At 73.2% G+C, this 15,050-nt stretch carries 13 protein-coding genes; 7 read left to right on the plus strand and 6 right to left on the minus strand.

Features of this window, described 5'->3' with window-relative positions; all coding sequences use genetic code 11:
• Positions 1-142: 142 nt before the first annotated feature.
• Complete coding sequence (locus ACFYUS_RS14225) at positions 143-2,158, minus strand: FAD-dependent oxidoreductase (RefSeq protein WP_388850282.1); 2,016 nt, start codon at positions 2,156-2,158, stop codon at positions 143-145.
• 137 nt (positions 2,159-2,295) lie between these two features.
• On the opposite strand from ACFYUS_RS14225, the gene ACFYUS_RS14230 reads away from it, so the two are divergent.
• Entirely contained in the window at positions 2,296-2,613 is a 318-nt protein-coding gene (locus ACFYUS_RS14230; RefSeq protein ID WP_388850285.1) for a hypothetical protein, read from the plus strand.
• Between the two features lie 64 nt (positions 2,614-2,677).
• Here ACFYUS_RS14230 and ACFYUS_RS14235 read toward each other — a convergent pair whose 3' ends face one another.
• The 3 genes from ACFYUS_RS14235 to dhaK form a co-directional block, all read right to left on the minus strand.
• A complete protein-coding gene (locus ACFYUS_RS14235) occupies positions 2,678-3,061 on the minus strand; it encodes a PTS-dependent dihydroxyacetone kinase phosphotransferase subunit DhaM (RefSeq protein ID WP_388850288.1) in 384 nt (127 codons plus the stop codon).
• Positions 3,062-3,219: 158 nt separating this feature from the next.
• Complete coding sequence (dhaL, locus tag ACFYUS_RS14240; protein ID WP_388850291.1) at positions 3,220-3,840, minus strand: dihydroxyacetone kinase subunit DhaL; 621 nt, start codon at positions 3,838-3,840, stop codon at positions 3,220-3,222.
• A gap of 31 nt (positions 3,841-3,871) precedes the next feature.
• Positions 3,872-4,864, minus strand: a complete 993-nt coding sequence (gene dhaK, locus ACFYUS_RS14245; RefSeq protein ID WP_388850294.1) for a dihydroxyacetone kinase subunit DhaK — start codon at positions 4,862-4,864, stop codon at positions 3,872-3,874.
• Positions 4,865-5,569: 705 nt separating this feature from the next.
• Between dhaK and ACFYUS_RS14250 the strand changes: the two genes are divergently transcribed.
• On the plus strand, positions 5,570-5,710 hold the full coding sequence (locus tag ACFYUS_RS14250; protein WP_388850297.1) for a hypothetical protein: 141 nt from the start codon (positions 5,570-5,572) through the stop codon (positions 5,708-5,710).
• An 85-nt stretch (positions 5,711-5,795) separates the two neighbouring features.
• On the opposite strand, the gene ACFYUS_RS14255 is transcribed toward ACFYUS_RS14250, so the two are convergent.
• Positions 5,796-6,728 carry an aminoglycoside phosphotransferase family protein gene (locus tag ACFYUS_RS14255; RefSeq protein WP_388850299.1) on the minus strand — a complete coding sequence of 311 codons (933 nt, stop codon included), beginning with the start codon at positions 6,726-6,728 and terminating at the stop codon, positions 5,796-5,798.
• Between the two features lie 156 nt (positions 6,729-6,884).
• Between ACFYUS_RS14255 and ACFYUS_RS14260 the strand changes: the two genes are divergently transcribed.
• The 5 genes from ACFYUS_RS14260 to ACFYUS_RS14280 all read left to right on the plus strand — a co-directional run bounded on the left by ACFYUS_RS14260 (position 6,885) and on the right by ACFYUS_RS14280 (position 12,031).
• Positions 6,885-7,715 (plus strand): VOC family protein, encoded by an 831-nt coding sequence (locus ACFYUS_RS14260; protein WP_388850302.1) that lies wholly within the window; start codon positions 6,885-6,887, stop codon positions 7,713-7,715.
• A 29-nt stretch (positions 7,716-7,744) separates the two neighbouring features.
• Positions 7,745-8,659, plus strand: a complete 915-nt coding sequence (ligD, locus tag ACFYUS_RS14265; protein ID WP_388850305.1) for a non-homologous end-joining DNA ligase — start codon at positions 7,745-7,747, stop codon at positions 8,657-8,659.
• Between the two features lie 87 nt (positions 8,660-8,746).
• A complete protein-coding gene (locus ACFYUS_RS14270; protein ID WP_388850308.1) occupies positions 8,747-9,106 on the plus strand; it encodes a DUF3040 domain-containing protein in 360 nt (119 codons plus the stop codon).
• A gap of 42 nt (positions 9,107-9,148) precedes the next feature.
• Positions 9,149-9,502, plus strand: a complete 354-nt coding sequence (locus ACFYUS_RS14275) for a PRC-barrel domain-containing protein (protein ID WP_388850311.1) — start codon at positions 9,149-9,151, stop codon at positions 9,500-9,502.
• Between the two features lie 207 nt (positions 9,503-9,709).
• A complete protein-coding gene (locus ACFYUS_RS14280; protein WP_388850314.1) occupies positions 9,710-12,031 on the plus strand; it encodes a GAF domain-containing SpoIIE family protein phosphatase in 2,322 nt (773 codons plus the stop codon).
• A 40-nt stretch (positions 12,032-12,071) separates the two neighbouring features.
• Here the strand turns inward: ACFYUS_RS14280 and ACFYUS_RS14285 are convergent, their stop codons facing one another.
• Entirely contained in the window at positions 12,072-15,017 is a 2,946-nt protein-coding gene (locus ACFYUS_RS14285; protein ID WP_388850317.1) for a HAMP domain-containing protein, read from the minus strand.
• Between the last annotated feature and the right edge of the window lie 33 nt (positions 15,018-15,050).

The raw sequence follows: 15,050 nt of genomic DNA on the forward strand, positions 1-15,050 counted from the left end.
CGTCTTTTCGAGCCGGGGGGTGTGGTGGGGGGGGGGGTGGCACGTGCCCGCCCCCTTGGGGGGGGGGGGGGGGGCGGGGCCGGGGGGGGGGGGGCGGGCCCGCGGGCGGGGGGGCCCCGCGACCGTCAGGGCGCCGCGGTCGTCACAGCGTGGCGGCGAGCCGCGTCCCCTGGTCGATGGCGCGCTTCGCGTCCAGCTCGGCGGCGACGTCGGCCCCGCCGATGAGGTGCGCCGAGCGGCCGGCGGCGATCAGCTCCTCGTACAGGTCGCGGCGCGGCTCCTGCCCCGCGCAGAGCACGACCGTGTCGACGGGCAGCAGCTGTGGCTCGCCGTCGATCGTGACGTGCAGGCCCGCGTCGTCGATCCGCTCGTACGACACGCCGGCCACCATGGTGACGCCCCGGTGCTTGAGCTCGGTGCGGTGGATCCAGCCGGTCGTCTTGCCGAGGCCCGCGCCGACCTTGGAGGTCTTGCGCTGGAGCAGGTGCACCTGGCGCGGCGGCGCGTTCCGCTCGGGCGCGCGCAGTCCGCCCCGGTTCTCGTACGAGGTGTCGACGCCCCACTGGCGGAAGTACGTCTCGGGGTCCTGGCTCGCGCCCTCGCCGCCGTCCGTGAGGAACTCGGCGACGTCGAAGCCGATCCCGCCCGCGCCGATGATCGCGACCCGCTCGCCGACCGGCGCGCCGTCCCGGAGCACGTCGAGGTAGCTGAGGACGCTCGGGTGGTCCTCGCCGGCGATCCCGGGGGTGCGGGGGGTGACGCCGGTCGCGACGACGACCTCGTCGTACTCCGCGAGATCGGCGGCGGACACGTACGTGTTCAGGCGGACGTCGATGCCGCGCTCGGCGAGCTGGACGCGGAAGTAGCGCAGCGTCTCGTCGAACTCCTCCTTGCCCGGCACGCGCTTGGCGATGTTCAGCTGGCCGCCGATCTCGGCGGCGGCGTCGAAGAGGGTGACGGAGTGGCCGCGTCCGGCCGCCGACACCGCGCACGCCAGGCCGGCCGGGCCCGCGCCGACGACCGCGACGCGCTTGGCGAGCCGGGTGGGGGAGAGGACCAGCTCGGTCTCGTGGCAGGCGCGCGGGTTGACCAGGCAGGACGTGATCTTCAGGCTGAAGGTGTGGTCGAGGCAGGCCTGGTTGCAGCCGATGCAGGTGTTGATGGTGTCGGCGCGGTCGGCGGAGGCCTTGGCGACGAAGTCCGGGTCGGCGAGGAACGGGCGGGCCAGCGACACCAGGTCGGCGCGGCCGTCGGCGAGGATCTCCTCGGCGACCTCGGGGGTGTTGATGCGGTTGGAGGTGACGAGCGGCACGGACACCGCGCCCATCAGCTTCTTCGTCACCCAGGTGTAGGCGCCGCGCGGCACGGAGGTGGCGATGGTGGGGATGCGCGCCTCGTGCCAGCCGATGCCGGTGTTGATGATGGTCGCGCCGGCGGCCTCGATCTCCTTGGCGAGCGCGACGACCTCGTCGAGAGTGGAGCCGCCCGGAACCAGGTCGAGCATGGAGAGGCGGTACACGAGGATGAAGTCCTCGCCGACGCGCTCGCGGATCCGGCGGACGATCTCCAGCGGGAAGCGGACCCGGTTCTCGTACGAGCCGCCCCAGCGGTCGGTGCGCTGGTTGGTGGCGGCGGCGATGAACTCGTTGATGAGGTAGCCCTCGGAGCCCATCACCTCGACGCCGTCGTATCCGGCCTCCTTGGCGAGCTCGGCGCAGCGCGCGTAGTCCTCGACGGTCTGCTCGACCTCGGCGTCGGACAGCTCGTTCGGCACGAAGGGGCTGATGGGCGCCTTGAGCGGGCTGGGGCCGACGAGCCCCGGGTGATAGGCGTACCGGCCGAAGTGCAGGATCTGCATCGCGATCCGGCCGCCCTCGGCGTGCACGGCGTCGGTGATCAGCCGGTGCTCGGCGACCTCCTCGGCCGTGGTCAGCTTGGCTCCGCCGTCCCAGGGGCGGCCGGCCTCGTTGGGCGCGATGCCGCCGGTGACGATGAGGCCGACGCCGCCCCGGGCACGCTCCGCGTAGAAGGCGGCCATGCGCTCGAAACCGTGCTCGGTCTCCTCCAGGCCGACGTGCATCGATCCCATGATCACCCGGTTGGGGAGGGTGGTGAACCCGAGGTCGAGCGGGCTGAGCAGATGCGGGTACGGGGTCATGGGGGCGCCTCCTCGCGCAGGGGTCGTCGCCCCCAGTTCTAGGCGACCCCGAGCTTCTTCTGCAACTAGTTGCAGAAGAATGCGGGAGTGATGTCTACTACTCGGTAGCATGGGGGCTCCGCACGAGAGGAGCACCCGTGGTGGACAGCGAGGACGGCGAGACCGTCACCTACGTCTCGGACGGCGTCAGGGTCCCGGTCGACCGCGCGCGGGTACAGGCGGCCGCCTCCCGCATGATCCCCGCCCACAGCGAGGCGTTCAGCAGGCACCACGTGTGGTTCGCCCTCGTCGGAACCGGCCTCCACTACGTCGTCGACCTCCTGGACGAGGCCACCGGCGCCCGCCCGTCGACGGCCGAGACCGCCCGCCTGGCCCTGACCGGGCTGGGCTTCCCCGTCCTGGCCCTCGGATACGGCGACCTGCTGACCAAGGGCCACCCGGCCCACCGGTCCTGAACCGCGCCCGACGGGCTCCGGCCGGACCTCCGGGCCGGGACCGCCACCGGCCCGGTCTCCCCGCCTACTCCTTGCGGTAGACGTACGCCTCCGAGGCCGCGGCCGCCACCGCGTCGAGATCCCCGCCGGCGCTCGCCGTCACCAGCGCGGCGACCGCGCCCTCGACGAACGGCGCGTCGACCAGGCGCGAGCCCTCGGGGAGTTCGTCGCCCTCGGCGAGCAGCGCCTTCACGGTGAGGACCGCGCTGCCCAGGTCGACGAGGAGCGCCACCCCGGCACCCCGGTCCACCGCCTTCGCGGCCTCGCAGATCAGCTCGGAACTCGTCCCGAGCCCGCCGTCCGGCGTCCCGCCCGCGGGCAGGACCGGCGCCAGGCCGCCGCCGCCGGCCAGGCCACGGGCCAGATCGGCCACCGCCGCCGCGACCGCCGCGCTGTGCGAGACGAGCACGATCCCGACGGGTGCCGCGCCGGGGCCCGGGGCCGCCGGACCCGAGCCTCCCGGAGCCGAAGCCGGGTCCGGAGCCGAAGCCGGGTCCGGGGCCGAAGCCGGGTCCGGGAGCGAGCCCGCCGGAGCCGAAGCCCCCGCATCCCCACCGCTCGCGGGGCTCATCGCGTCCCCTCCACGCCCGCGGTGGCGGCGAGTGCCGCGAACAGCAGTGCCGACGACGTCGCCCCCGGATCCTGGTGGCCGATCGACCGCTCCCCGAGATAGCTGGCCCTGCCCTTGCGGGCCTGGAGGGGTACGGTCGCGAGGGCGCCCTCCTCGGCGGCGGCGCGGGCCGCCTCGTACGAGCTCCGCAGCCCCTCCACGGCCGGTACGAGCGCGTCGAGCATCGTCTTGTCGCCCACCTGGGCACCGCCCAGCTGCGACACGGCGGCCACACCGGCGCCGAGCGCCTCCGCGAGCCGCTCCCGGGTGACCTCGCCGTCCTCGCCCAGGGACTTCCCGGCGCGCCGCAGCAGCGTCCCGTACAGCGGTCCCGAAGCACCGCCCACGGTGGAGATGAGACGGCGTCCGGCGTCGATGAGCACGGCGCCGGGGCTCGTCGGCGGCTCCTTGGCGAGGGTCTCCGTCACGGCGGCGAAGCCCCGCTTCAGGTTCGCGCCGTGGTCGGCGTCGCCGATCGCCGAGTCCAGCTCGGTGAGCCGGTCGGCCTCCCGGTCGACGTCCTCGGCCACCGCGGCGAGCCAGCGCACGAGGAATCCGGCGTCGATGGTCTCCGTCATGTCGCTCTCCATGTCCCGTCCCGTCACCGTCTCACCGGCCCCAGCGCAGCGCCGGCGTCTGCACCGGAGCGTCCCACAGGCGCAGCAGCTCCTCGTCGACCTCGCACAGGGTCACGGAGCAGCCCGCCATGTCGAGCGAGGTCACATAGTTCCCGACCAGTGTCCGGGCCACCGGCACACCCCGCTCGGTGAGCACCCGCTGCACCTCCGCGTTGAAGCCGTACAGCTCCAGGAGCGGGGTCCCGCCCATCCCGTTCACGAGGGCGATGACCGGACCCGACGGGCGCAGGTCCTCCAGGACGGCGTCGACGGCGAAGTCCGCGATCTCCCGCGAGGTCATCATGGCCCGCCGCTCCCGGCCCGGCTCGCCGTGAATGCCGATCCCCAACTCCAGCTCTCCCTCCGGGAGATCGAAGGTCGGGCTGCCCTTGGCGGGGGTGGTGCAGGCGCTCAGGGCCACCCCGAAGGACCGGGACCGTTCGGCGACCCGGCGGGCGATCGACTCCACCCTCTCCAGCGGGGCGCCCTCCTCGGCGGCCGCGCCCGCGATCTTCTCCACGAACAGCGTGCCCCCGGTGCCGCGTCGGCCCGCCGTGTACAGACTGTCCGTCACGGCCACGTCGTCGTCGACGAGGACCTTGGCGACCTGGACGCCCTCGTCCTCCGCGAGCTCCGCCGCCATCTCGAAGTTCAGCACGTCACCGGTGTAGTTCTTGATGACGAACAGCACGCCGGCCCCGCTGTCGACCGCGGCCGCGGCCCGCACCATCTGATCGGGCACCGGCGACGTGAAAACCTCTCCCGGGCAAGCCGCCGCCAGCATCCCCGGCCCCACGAACCCCCCGTGCAACGGCTCGTGCCCGGATCCGCCGCCGGACACCAGCGCCACCTTCCCCGCCACGGGCGCGTCCCGCCGCACGACCACCCGCCGCTCCACGTCCACGGTCAACTCGGGATGCGCCGCGGCCATCCCGCGCAGCGCGTCGGCGACGACGGTCTCCGGAACGTTGATCAGCATCCTCATGGACATCTCCAGGTCAGATCAGGTGTGCTGGTGTGTCGATCTTGGCGGTCCGTGCGGTACCACTGCCGGATTTCCCGACGCGATGTCAGATGTGAGTCACGAGAGCGGGCTGTGCGCATGCGCATCCCGGAGCGATTATCGACGCATGGGTGCGCGTGCGCACCGATGCGCCACCGATCGGATCCGGACGATCTCGATCACAGGGCGCCCCCGACGTGTCGGCCCCGGGGGTCCTCACGTACCGAGTCCCGGACGGGCACACGCACGGGGGCCGTACCCGTTGTCGAGCGGGTGCGGCCCCTGGACCGTGAAGCCGGAGCGGAGTGGCGCGGAGCACCACGGCGTCTTCTGGTGCGTGGACCGGCTCCGCGACGACTGCGCCGCGCACGGGGTGGAGCTGCTCGGGGGCGCGGGCGACACCCTCGACGACATCGTGCCCACGGCGCCGGCCGGCAGCCGGGACGCGCTGCGCGCCCGGCGCGTCCTGGAAACGGACCGGGCTCTGGACACGGACCGGGCCTTGGGCGCGCCCTGGCGTTCGTTCCGGGCTTCCGCCGCAGTGCCGTCGACGGCACGGACGACCTGGGGCGCACCGCGGACGTCCTGGCCCGGGCGGTACGGGAGGCCGACGCGCGCGGACTGTTCCTGGCCGGCGGGACCGCCTTCGCCTCCCTGCTGGTGGCAGCCTGCGCCGGTACCCGGATCATGTCCCGGCTCTCCACCGGCCGGACCGATCTGCCCTGCCGGATCTCCGGCATGCGGCGATGCGTCCTGCCCGCCCCGGTGCCTCCCGACGTCATCGCGGGAATCGTCCTCCCCGCCGCCCCCGCACAGGAGCGGGCGTGACCCCGCGGGCCGGCTTCCCCGGCCCGCGACGACCGACGGCGGCGGCACCCGTCCGTCCACCGGGTCCGGTCGGCGCCGTCACGCTCTACGGCCGTTCGGTGAGCAACTCCGCCAGGCGGTCGGCGAATTCGGTGAGCCGGTCCAGCCGGGATCCGCTGCGGGCGATGCGGAAGCCGTGGCGGCGGCCCCAGAACGCGGCCTGGACGGCATGGAACTGGGCCCACCGCCGGACGACGTGCGCACGGTCGAGTTCCGCGGCCTCGGCGAAGACGTCCAGGACGCGGTGGACGGCCCTGCGCAGGTCATCCGCTTCGAGGAGCGCCTGCGCGCGGGACTTCAGCAGTGTGCCGCCGTCGTAGGCGGGATCTCCCGCGTACCCCTTGGGGTCGACGGCCAGCCACGGCTCTCGGTCGGCACGCAGGATGTTCCGGGCGTGGAAGTCGCCATGGACGAGGGTGTCCGGCTGGACCGGACCCAGCTCCCGAACGGTCGCCACGGCGGCGTCCAGCACCCGGCGCGGCAGCGCGTGCGGCAGTTCCCGGGCGTCCTCGCGCAGCTGCTCCGCCCAGGCGTCGGCCTGCTCGCGCAGCCGGGGCAGGCCGGGCGGCGCGGGGACGGCCAGGCGGCGGCTGAGCCGCCCGGCGACCGTCACCAGCTCGTCGCCGTCGCGGACCTCCGCCAGGGTCGACGGCTGAACCCGCTCCAGCAGCAGCGCGAACCGCTCGTCGTCGCGCTCGTGCAGCAGGACGGCGCCGCGGCCGCCCCACGCGACGAACGCATCCGGCTCATGGACGTTTCCGGGGTGCGGAAACGACACCTTCAGCACGGCGCTCTCCCCGGCCCGCCGTACCGGAACGATGACGCCGACGCCCCCGTGCATGACCTCGCCGTCCGGCACGCACCCCCAGTGCTCCAGCAACTCCTCCACGATCACGGGCAGTTCGGCGAGCCATGCCGCCCCGGCCGCCCCTTCGCGGTCGACGGTGCTCCGTGCGAACTCCTCCGGTGGCGCGATCATGCCGGCACCCTACGCGCCGGCATGCATGGCGGAACGGGGGACGGGCAGGAGCCAGGGTGCGGAAGGACGCGTCATGCGTCCGCGAACGGGTCCGTGCACCGAGTGCGACGAGGGAAGCGGAGAGCGTCATGGACTTCCCGGAAGGAGGAGCCGGTCATGGTTCGGGTGACGGCCGGTGCCGTGGGCGCACCGTGCTGGCTGAGCCTGACGGCGCGCGACCTGCTCGCGGCCGGGCGCTTCTACAGCGCGGTCCTCGGATGGACCTTCCGCCCGGACGGCCCCGGCAACACGATCTCCGTGGCCGAACTGGAGGGCGTACCCGTGGCAGGCATCGGTTCCCTGCCCGGTGCGCCGGCCGCGTGGACCGTGTACTTCGCCGTGGACGACGCGGACGCGGCCGCTGCCCGGATCCGTGAACGCGGCGGGACCGTCGGCCTCGGACCCCTCTCGTACCCGCCCCGCGGCCGCGGGGCCCTGGCCGCAGACCTCGAAGGGGCGGTCTTCGGCATCTGGGAGGGGCGTGTGCTCGACGGGTGGCGGGTGGGGGACGGTGCGGCCCCCGCCTGGCTGGAACTGCACACCAGGAACGCGTTCGACGCGGCCGTCTTCTACGGCGAGGTCCTGGAGTGGGTGAACGAGGACGATGCCGGCCGCTGTGAGGTCGCGTACGAGGAGGACCGGGTCGTCCTGCGGCACGACGGACGAGCGGTGGCCCGTCTGAACAGCGGACCCGTCGAGCGGGCGACCGAGAAGCCGCAGCTGCGGCCCCGGTGGCTGGTCCACTTCGAAGTCCCCGACCTGGAGGCCGCCGAGGCCGCGGCGGTCGAGCACGGCGGCACCGTGATCACCGACGGCCTCTGGCCGAGCAGCGGGCAGCAGGTCACGGTGCGCGACCCGGACGGGGCCCTGTTCACCCTCGACCGGTCACCGTCCGTGCCACGGCGGACGGCCCCGTCGTCCCGCCGCGACGGCACGGAGATCCCCTGAGGCCGTGGCCGCCGGAAGGACGTGACCCGATGAGTACGACGAAGAAGAGGGTCCGGGCGGGCCGGCGCGTCATCGAGGTCAGCCGGCCGGAGAAGGTCCTCTTCCCCGAGGACGGCATCACCAAGGCCGACCTCGCCGCGTACTACCGCACCGTCGCCCGCCGGATGCTGCCGCATCTGCGCGGCCGCCCGCTGATGCTGGAGCGGTACCCGGACGGCATCGGCGAGCCGGGTTTCCAGCAGAAGGAGATACCCGAACACTTCCCGGACTGGGTCCACCGGGCCGAACTGCCCAAGGAGGACGGCACCGTCACCCACGTCCTGTGCGAGGAGGCCGCCACGCTGGTCCTCCTCGCCGACCAGGGGTGCGTCACCCCGCACCGGTGGCTCTCCCGCGCCGACCGGCCCGACCACCCGGACCGGCTGGTCTTCGACCTCGACCCCCCGGGCGACGACTTCCGGCCCGTACGGGAGGCCGCGGGGTGGCTGCACGAGCTGCTGGACGAGCTCGAACTGCCCTCGCTGCTGATGACCACCGGCTCACAGGGCCTGCACGTCCTCGTCCCGCTGGACCGGCGCGCGCCCTTCGACGACGTACGTGCCTTCGCCGCCGATGTCGCCGCCGTCCTCGCCGGCCGTCACCCGGACCGGCTCACCACCGAAGTCCGCAAGAAGGCGCGCCACGGGCGGCTGTACCTCGACATCCAGCGCAACGCGTACGCCCAGACCGCTGTCGCACCGTACGCGGTACGACCCCGGCCGGGCGCACCCGTCGCGGCCCCGATCTCCTGGCACGACCTCCAGGATCCGGACCTCGACGCGCGGCGCTGGACCCTCGCCGACGCCGACCGGCTCCTCGAGGACGCCCCCTGGAGCCCCGCCGGACGCCCCCGCTCCCTCGGGGCGGCGGCGAACCGCCTCCTCCGCGACGACCTCGATCGCTGACCAGGTGCCGCGGTGCTTGCGACGCCACGGCGCGGGTATGCGCACAGCAGAACGTGAAGGCGCCCCACCAGGAGAGGAGGCCTCGCGATGGACGGTCCTGAACTCTCGCAGCGGGAACGGCAGATACTCGACGACATCGAGCAGGACCTGCGAGCCGACCAGCTCCTGGACCGCAGGCTGCGGACCCTGCACCGCGGTATCCGCCCCTGGACGTCCCGACGCGGGGACCGGCACCGGCTCCGCGGGCTCGGCCTGCGCACCGTGCTGCTCGGCATCGCCTGCGCGGTTCTCTTCGTACGGGCCGTGGCCACCTCGTCCCTGGTACTGATCTGGGCCTTCGCCACCGTGTGGGTCCTCACCCTGGTCCGCCTCCTCCTGCTCGCGATCCGGTGGTGCCGCAAAGCGGCGGTTCGGCGGGCCGCAGGAAGGGCTGACCACGTCGCATGACGTGCGACCGGGCGGCGGCGTGTGAAGGAGAGCGAAGAGCGAATGACGAACGAAGACATCTGGGGTTACCGCTCCGACTCCGGCCACGAGACGGGGACCGATCTGGTCGGTTACAAGGTGGAGGCGACCGACGGAAGCATCGGAAAGGTCGATGAGCACACCGACGAGGCCGGAGTGGGCTACCTCGTCGTCGACACCGGCGCGTGGATCTTCGGCAAGCACGTCCTGCTTCCCGCCGGCACCATCCGGCGCATCGACCGCGCCGGCGAAACGGTCCATGTCGACCGCACGAAGGAACAGATCAAGGACGCGCCCGAGTTCGAGCGGGGGAAGCAGCCCCGCGACCCCTCCTACCTCGAGCAGTTCGCCCAGCACTACGGCATGCCGCACATGTGACCCTCTCCGCCGGAGGGCGAGCCAACATCGCATGCCCACCGTCCCGTTCGCAGCCTGATCCGAGGCCGTCCCCATGATCGGCACCCGCACCCCACCACGGGCACGGGCCCTCACCGGCACGGGATCCGCTGCCGTCCGCCGGGCCGCGGGGAACCGTAGAATCCGTTGTATGGGTATATGCGCCCGCCCTGCCCGACGGGGATCGTCGTGACGTTCCCACCTGGCCGTGCACCCGGACCCGATCAGGGCCACGAGCCGGGCGAGACGACTCTGGCCGACGCCGTCGCCGCGCTCACCTCGGAGATCGGCGCCATGCGGGACGACCGGGCCCGTCGGCGGCTGGTCGATCTCGCCACGGGGGTCCTGACCGTCCAGCTGGGCGCCGCGCCCGCCGAAGCGGCGGACCATCTGCTGAGGCTGGCCGAATCGACGGGGCTGGACACGGCGGATGTGGCCGCCGACATCGTCAACGGCGCCGTCGGAGCCGTTGTCGTCGACAGCGCCGTCGACACCCCTGAGAGGCAGGCCCCGAAGGGCTCTCAGGCCCGGCGGGCACGCCGTAGCACCGAGGCCGTCCGGACGGCCGAGAGCGCCGGCGAGGCCCTCGACACGCTGCTGGAAGGGGGACTGCGGCCGCTCGGTGTGCGCTCGGTGTTCCTCTGGCGACGCACGGAGAGCGACTGCCTGGCCCTCGTCGGGCAGGCGGGGGCCAGCCGGCAGGAGGCCGTGCACTGGCAGTGGGTCCCGCAGGAGGACGGTGGTGCGCTGCACGAGGCGATGGCCGGCGGTGAGCCCGTCTGGCTGCCGGCGGGCACCCCGGCCGACCGGGCGCCGATCCCCGGGGCCGCCGCGGACGGCGCCCGTGCGCTGATTCCCGTACTGGCGCAGGGGCAGGTCGCCGGGCTGCTGCTGGCCTCCTGGGACGGGCCCGACCCGCTGGAGGAGCCGCTGCGCGGGGCCCTGACCGAACTGTGCGAGCCCGTGGCCCGCGTCCTGGACTGGGACGCGGACGATCCGGGCTCCCCGCGCATCGTGGCGGGGTTGCTGGACCTGCTCCAGCAGCCCGCCGCGGTCCTCCTGGGCGCGGAGCGGGAGCCGGCCGGGGGGCTGGAGGCCGTCGAGTACGTGAACAGCGCGGCCCGCAAGGCTCTCGGCGCGGTGCGCGATCCGGTCGGGCGCCCGCTGGCGCAGGTGTTCCCGCACGCCCACGAGGACCTCGTCCGCATGCTCGCGCGCGCGGCGACCGGAGCGGGGCCGCAGTACGCGCAGAGCCTGCCCGTGCGCGGAGCGGACTCGCCGCGGTGGGCCCCCGGTTCCATGGCCCACGTCCGGGTCCTGGCGCTGGGCCGTCGCCGCGGCGCCGTCCTGTGGGACAGCGCCGACGACAGCCCTGTCCTGGCCCGCGTACTGGGCCGGCTGGAGCAGTTGGCGTGCTTCGACGACGATCTGCTGACGGGCCGTTCCCTGTGGAGCGATCAGGCCTACTCCCTCTTCGGAATGGACCGCACGCAGGAGCCCGTCCCCCTGAGCCTGCTCGCCGCACGGCTTGTCCCGGAGGACGCCGACGCGCTGCGCGGGCTGATGTCCGCCCTGACGGAGCGGCACGAGGGGGCGTCCGCACGGGTGCGGATCATCCGCGCGGACGGCGGCGTACGGCATGTGCGCATCGCGGCCGAGCCGGTCCTCACGGCCGGTGCGCTGACGGGGCTGGCCGGCGTGTACCAGGACGTCTCCGCCCAGTACCGCACCGAAGTGGCGCTGACCGCCAGCTTCGACCGGCTCAACGCGGCGCACGCGGAGGCGGAGCTGCGCGACTGGGTCGTCCGGCAGCTGCAGCGGGCGATCGTGCCGGAGGCACCCGCGCTGGAGGTCACGCCCGGGCTGGAGATCGCGGCCCGCTACCGGCCGGCGGCCCAGGAGTACCGGGTCGGCGGGGACTGGTACGACGTACTGCCACTGCCCAGCGGGCGGGTCCTGGTGGGCGTCGGGGACATCGCCGGGCACGGCATCGACGCCGCGACCAGCATGGTGGCGCTGCGGGGCGCGCTGCGCGGCCTGGTCTTCACGGGGTGCACCCCGGGCCGCCTGATGGAGTGGCTCAACGAGGTGGCCCTGAGCACGTCCGGCCAGCCCACCGCCACCGCCCTGTGCGGCCTGTACGACCCGGCCGACCACACGCTGTGCTGGACCAGTGCCGGGCACCTGCCGCTGCTGCTCCTGCGGGAGGGGCGGGCCCTGTTCCTGGAGGGCGCGCACGGCATCCTGCTGGGGGCCCTGCCGGGAGCCTCGTACGACGAGACCGTCACCCGGCTCCGCCCGGGCGACACGCTGCTCCTCTACACGGACGGGCTGATCGAGCGACGGCACTCGGGGCTGGACGAGAGCCTGGCGGTGCTGCGGGGGACCGCGCGGCGGCTGGCGGCCGCCGGGCCGGAGGAGCAGGCCGACCGGCTGATGGCGGAGGTGAGCGGGGACACCGACGACGACACGAGCCTGGTGGTCGTACGGGTCGCCGCACAAGCGGCGTGAGGCCCGGTGGCGCGGGCGGCCCCCGGCCCGGGCCCGCCGCTCAGCGGTCGCGGTCCTCGTCGCGTTCCCGGCCGGGGAGGGGGGCGTCGTCGCGCTCGGCCAGGCAGGTGCGGACGGCGGCGATCAGGTCCTGCGCGTTCACCGGTTTGGTCACGTAGTCCGTCGCTCCCGCGGCCAGGGCCTCGGCCCGGTCGTCCGGCATGGCCTTCGCCGTGACCACGATGACGGGCAGGTCGCTGTACCCGGGCATCCGGCGGATGGCGCGGGTGGCCGCGTACCCGTCGAGCCCGGCCATCATCAGGTCCATCATCACGAGGTCCACGTCCCCGTGGTCGGCCAGCAGCGCGATCCCGGCCTCGCCGTTGTCGGCGGCCAGGACGCGCAGGCCCGCGCTCTGGAGCATGGCGGTGAGGGCGAAGACGTTGCGGGAGTCGTCGTCGATCACCAGTACGGTCCGCCCGCCCAGATCGGGCAGCGGGTCGTTCGGCTCGCGCGATCCCGGCCGCGGCCGGTCCGTGGTGGCGGAGCCGGCCGGGGCCCGGACGCCCTGCACGGGCAGGTACAGCGTGAACCGGCTGCCCCGGCCTTCCGCGCTCTGCGCGAGGATCACCCCGCCCAGCAGCCGGGCGACCTCGCGGCTGATGGACAGCCCGAGGCCGGTGCCGCCGTAGGCGCGCGAGGTCGTGGCGTCACCCTGCCGGAAGGCCCCGAACACGGATTCCAGCCGGTCGGCGGGGATGCCTATGCCGGTGTCGACGACATGGAAGGCGATCACGGGGCCGCCTCCCCGCAGTGCGGCGGGCAGGTCACCGGCGCCCGCCATCGTCACGCGCAGGGAGACCTGGCCGGTCTCGGTGAACTTCAGGGCGTTCGAGAGCAGGTTGCGCAGCACCTGGCGCAGGCGGGCCTCGTCGGTGGTCAGCTCGTCGGGCACCTCCGGGGCGGCGGTCACCGTGAATTCCAGCTCGCGTTCGTCGGCGACCGGCCGGAAGGCGGCGTCGACGTAGTCGAGCAGCCGGCGCAGCGACACCGGCTCGGGGTGCACGTCCATCTTCCCCGCCTCGACCTTGGAGAGGTCGAGGATGTCGTTGATCAGTTGGAGCAGGTCGGATCCCGCCGAGTGGATGACGGTCGCGTAGTCGACCTGCTTCTCCGTCAGGTTGCCCTCCGGGTTCTGCGCGAGCAGCTGGGCGAGGATCAGCAGGCTGTTCAGCGGGGTGCGCAGTTCGTGGCTCATGTTGGCCAGGAACTCCGACTTGTACATCGAGGTGCGCGACAACTGCTGGGCCCGTGCCTCCAGTTCCTGGCTCGCCTGCTCGATCTCCAGGTTCTTGCGCTCGATGTCCCTGTTGCGGTCCGCCAGCAGGGCCGCCTGTTCCTTCAGTTCGGCGTTGGAATGCTGCAGTTCCTGCTGGCCGGCCTGGAGTTCTCGTGAGCGGGAGCGGAGTTCGGTGGTCAACTGCTGGGAGCGTTCCAGTAGTTCGTCGGTGCGGGCGTTCGCGATCAGGGATCGGACGTTGACCCCGAGCATCTCGGTGAACTGCTCCAGGAAGTCCCGGTGCAGGGGGCTCAGCGGGTGTACGGAGGCCAGCTCCACGGCGCCCAGCACCTGGTCCTCGGCGACGATGGGCAGGACGACCAGGGTGGTCGCGTCGACGGATCCGGTGCCGGAGGCGATGACCGCGTAGCCGGGCGGAAGGTCGTCCACCACGATCGTGCGCCGGCCGGCGGCGGCTTCGCCGACCAGGGACTGGCCGATCCGGAACCGGCGGGGGCCCGTGTCCGGGTCGTCGGGCAGTCCGTACGTGGCGATCGCCACCAGTTCGGTGCCGTCGGGCCGCTCCTGGGCGAGGAAGAAACTGCCGTACTGGGCGTCGACCAGCGGCGGCACCTCCCGCATCAACAGGCGGGCGACGGCGGGAAGCTCGCGGATTCCCTGGATCCGCCGGGAGACCCCCGCGAGACTGGACGCCAGCCACTCCTGGTCCCGGTTGGCCCGGATGGTGGCGCGCAGCGACTCGACCATGGCGTTGATGTTGTCCCTGAGGTCCCCGACCTCGCCGGGGGCCTCCTCGGTGATCGAGCGGGTCAGGTCGCCCTCGGCGACCGCGCTGGTCACCTCGGCGATGGCGCGTACCTGCCGAGTGAGGTTGCCGGCCAGTTCGTTGACGTTCTCCGTGAGGCGTCTCCACGTGCCGGAGACACCGGCCACCTCGGCCTGGCCGCCGAGCCGGCCCTCGCTGCCGACCTCCCGGGCCACCCGGGTGACCTCGGCGGCGAAGGACGAGAGCTGGTCGACCATGGTGTTGATGGTCGTCTTGAGTTCCAGGATCTCGCCGCGGGCGTCCACGTCGATCTTGCGCGTGAGGTCGCCCCGGGCGACGGCCGTGGTGACCTGCGCGATGTTGCGCACCTGGTTGGTGAGGTTGCCGGCCATGGAGTTGACGTTGTCGGTGAGGTCCTTCCATGTGCCCGAGACGCCGCGGACGGTCGCCTGACCGCCGAGATTCCCCTCGGTCCCCACCTCGAACGCGACCCGGCTGACCTCCTCCGCGAAGGAGGAGAGCCGGTCGACCATGGTGTTGATGGTCTCCTTGAGCTCCAGGATCTCACCGCTCGCGTTCACCCGGATCTTCTGCGTGAGGTCGCCCCGGGCTACGGCCGTGGCGACCTGCGCGATGTTGCGCACCTGTGAGGTGAGGTTGTCGGCCATGCTGTTGACGCCCGTGGTCAGATCCCGCCAGACGCCGCCGGTGCGCGGCACCCGGGCGTGGCCGCCGAGCAGGCCCTGGCCCCCGACCTCCTGGGCCACCCGGGTCACTTCGGCCGTGACCAGGGACAGCTGGTCGACCATCCCGTTGTAGACAGCCGCGATCTCACCGGGCAGGCCGACCGCGTCGTCGGGGAGCCGGGTACCGAGATCCCCGTCCCGTACCGCGGTGAGCCCGGCCAGCAGCTTTTTCAGAATCCGGTCGGAACCATTCATGTCTGACCTCGCTGCGATCCACTGTCGCACAGG

This window comes from Streptomyces sp. NPDC004284, assembly GCF_042874035.1.
Classification (GTDB): Bacteria; Actinomycetota; Actinomycetes; order Streptomycetales; family Streptomycetaceae; genus Streptomyces.

What these genes read in the sequence shown, in the direction of transcription:
- ACFYUS_RS14225 (WP_388850282.1), bottom strand. Translation starts at nt 2,158, where the DNA reads ATGACCCCGTACCCGCATCTGCTCAGCCCGCTCGACCTCGGGTTCACC.
- dhaL (WP_388850291.1), bottom strand. Translation starts at nt 3,840, where the DNA reads ATGACGGAGACCATCGACGCCGGATTCCTCGTGCGCTGGCTCGCCGCG.
- dhaK (WP_388850294.1), bottom strand. Translation starts at nt 4,864, where the DNA reads ATGAGGATGCTGATCAACGTTCCGGAGACCGTCGTCGCCGACGCGCTG.
- ACFYUS_RS14250 (WP_388850297.1), top strand. Translation starts at nt 5,570, where the DNA reads ATGTCCCGGCTCTCCACCGGCCGGACCGATCTGCCCTGCCGGATCTCC.
- ACFYUS_RS14255 (WP_388850299.1), bottom strand. Translation starts at nt 6,728, where the DNA reads ATGATCGCGCCACCGGAGGAGTTCGCACGGAGCACCGTCGACCGCGAA.
- ACFYUS_RS14260 (WP_388850302.1), top strand. Translation starts at nt 6,885, where the DNA reads ATGGTTCGGGTGACGGCCGGTGCCGTGGGCGCACCGTGCTGGCTGAGC.
- ligD (WP_388850305.1), top strand. Translation starts at nt 7,745, where the DNA reads ATGAGTACGACGAAGAAGAGGGTCCGGGCGGGCCGGCGCGTCATCGAG.
- ACFYUS_RS14270 (WP_388850308.1), top strand. Translation starts at nt 8,747, where the DNA reads ATGGACGGTCCTGAACTCTCGCAGCGGGAACGGCAGATACTCGACGAC.
- ACFYUS_RS14275 (WP_388850311.1), top strand. Translation starts at nt 9,149, where the DNA reads ATGACGAACGAAGACATCTGGGGTTACCGCTCCGACTCCGGCCACGAG.
- ACFYUS_RS14285 (WP_388850317.1), bottom strand. Translation starts at nt 15,017, where the DNA reads ATGAATGGTTCCGACCGGATTCTGAAAAAGCTGCTGGCCGGGCTCACC.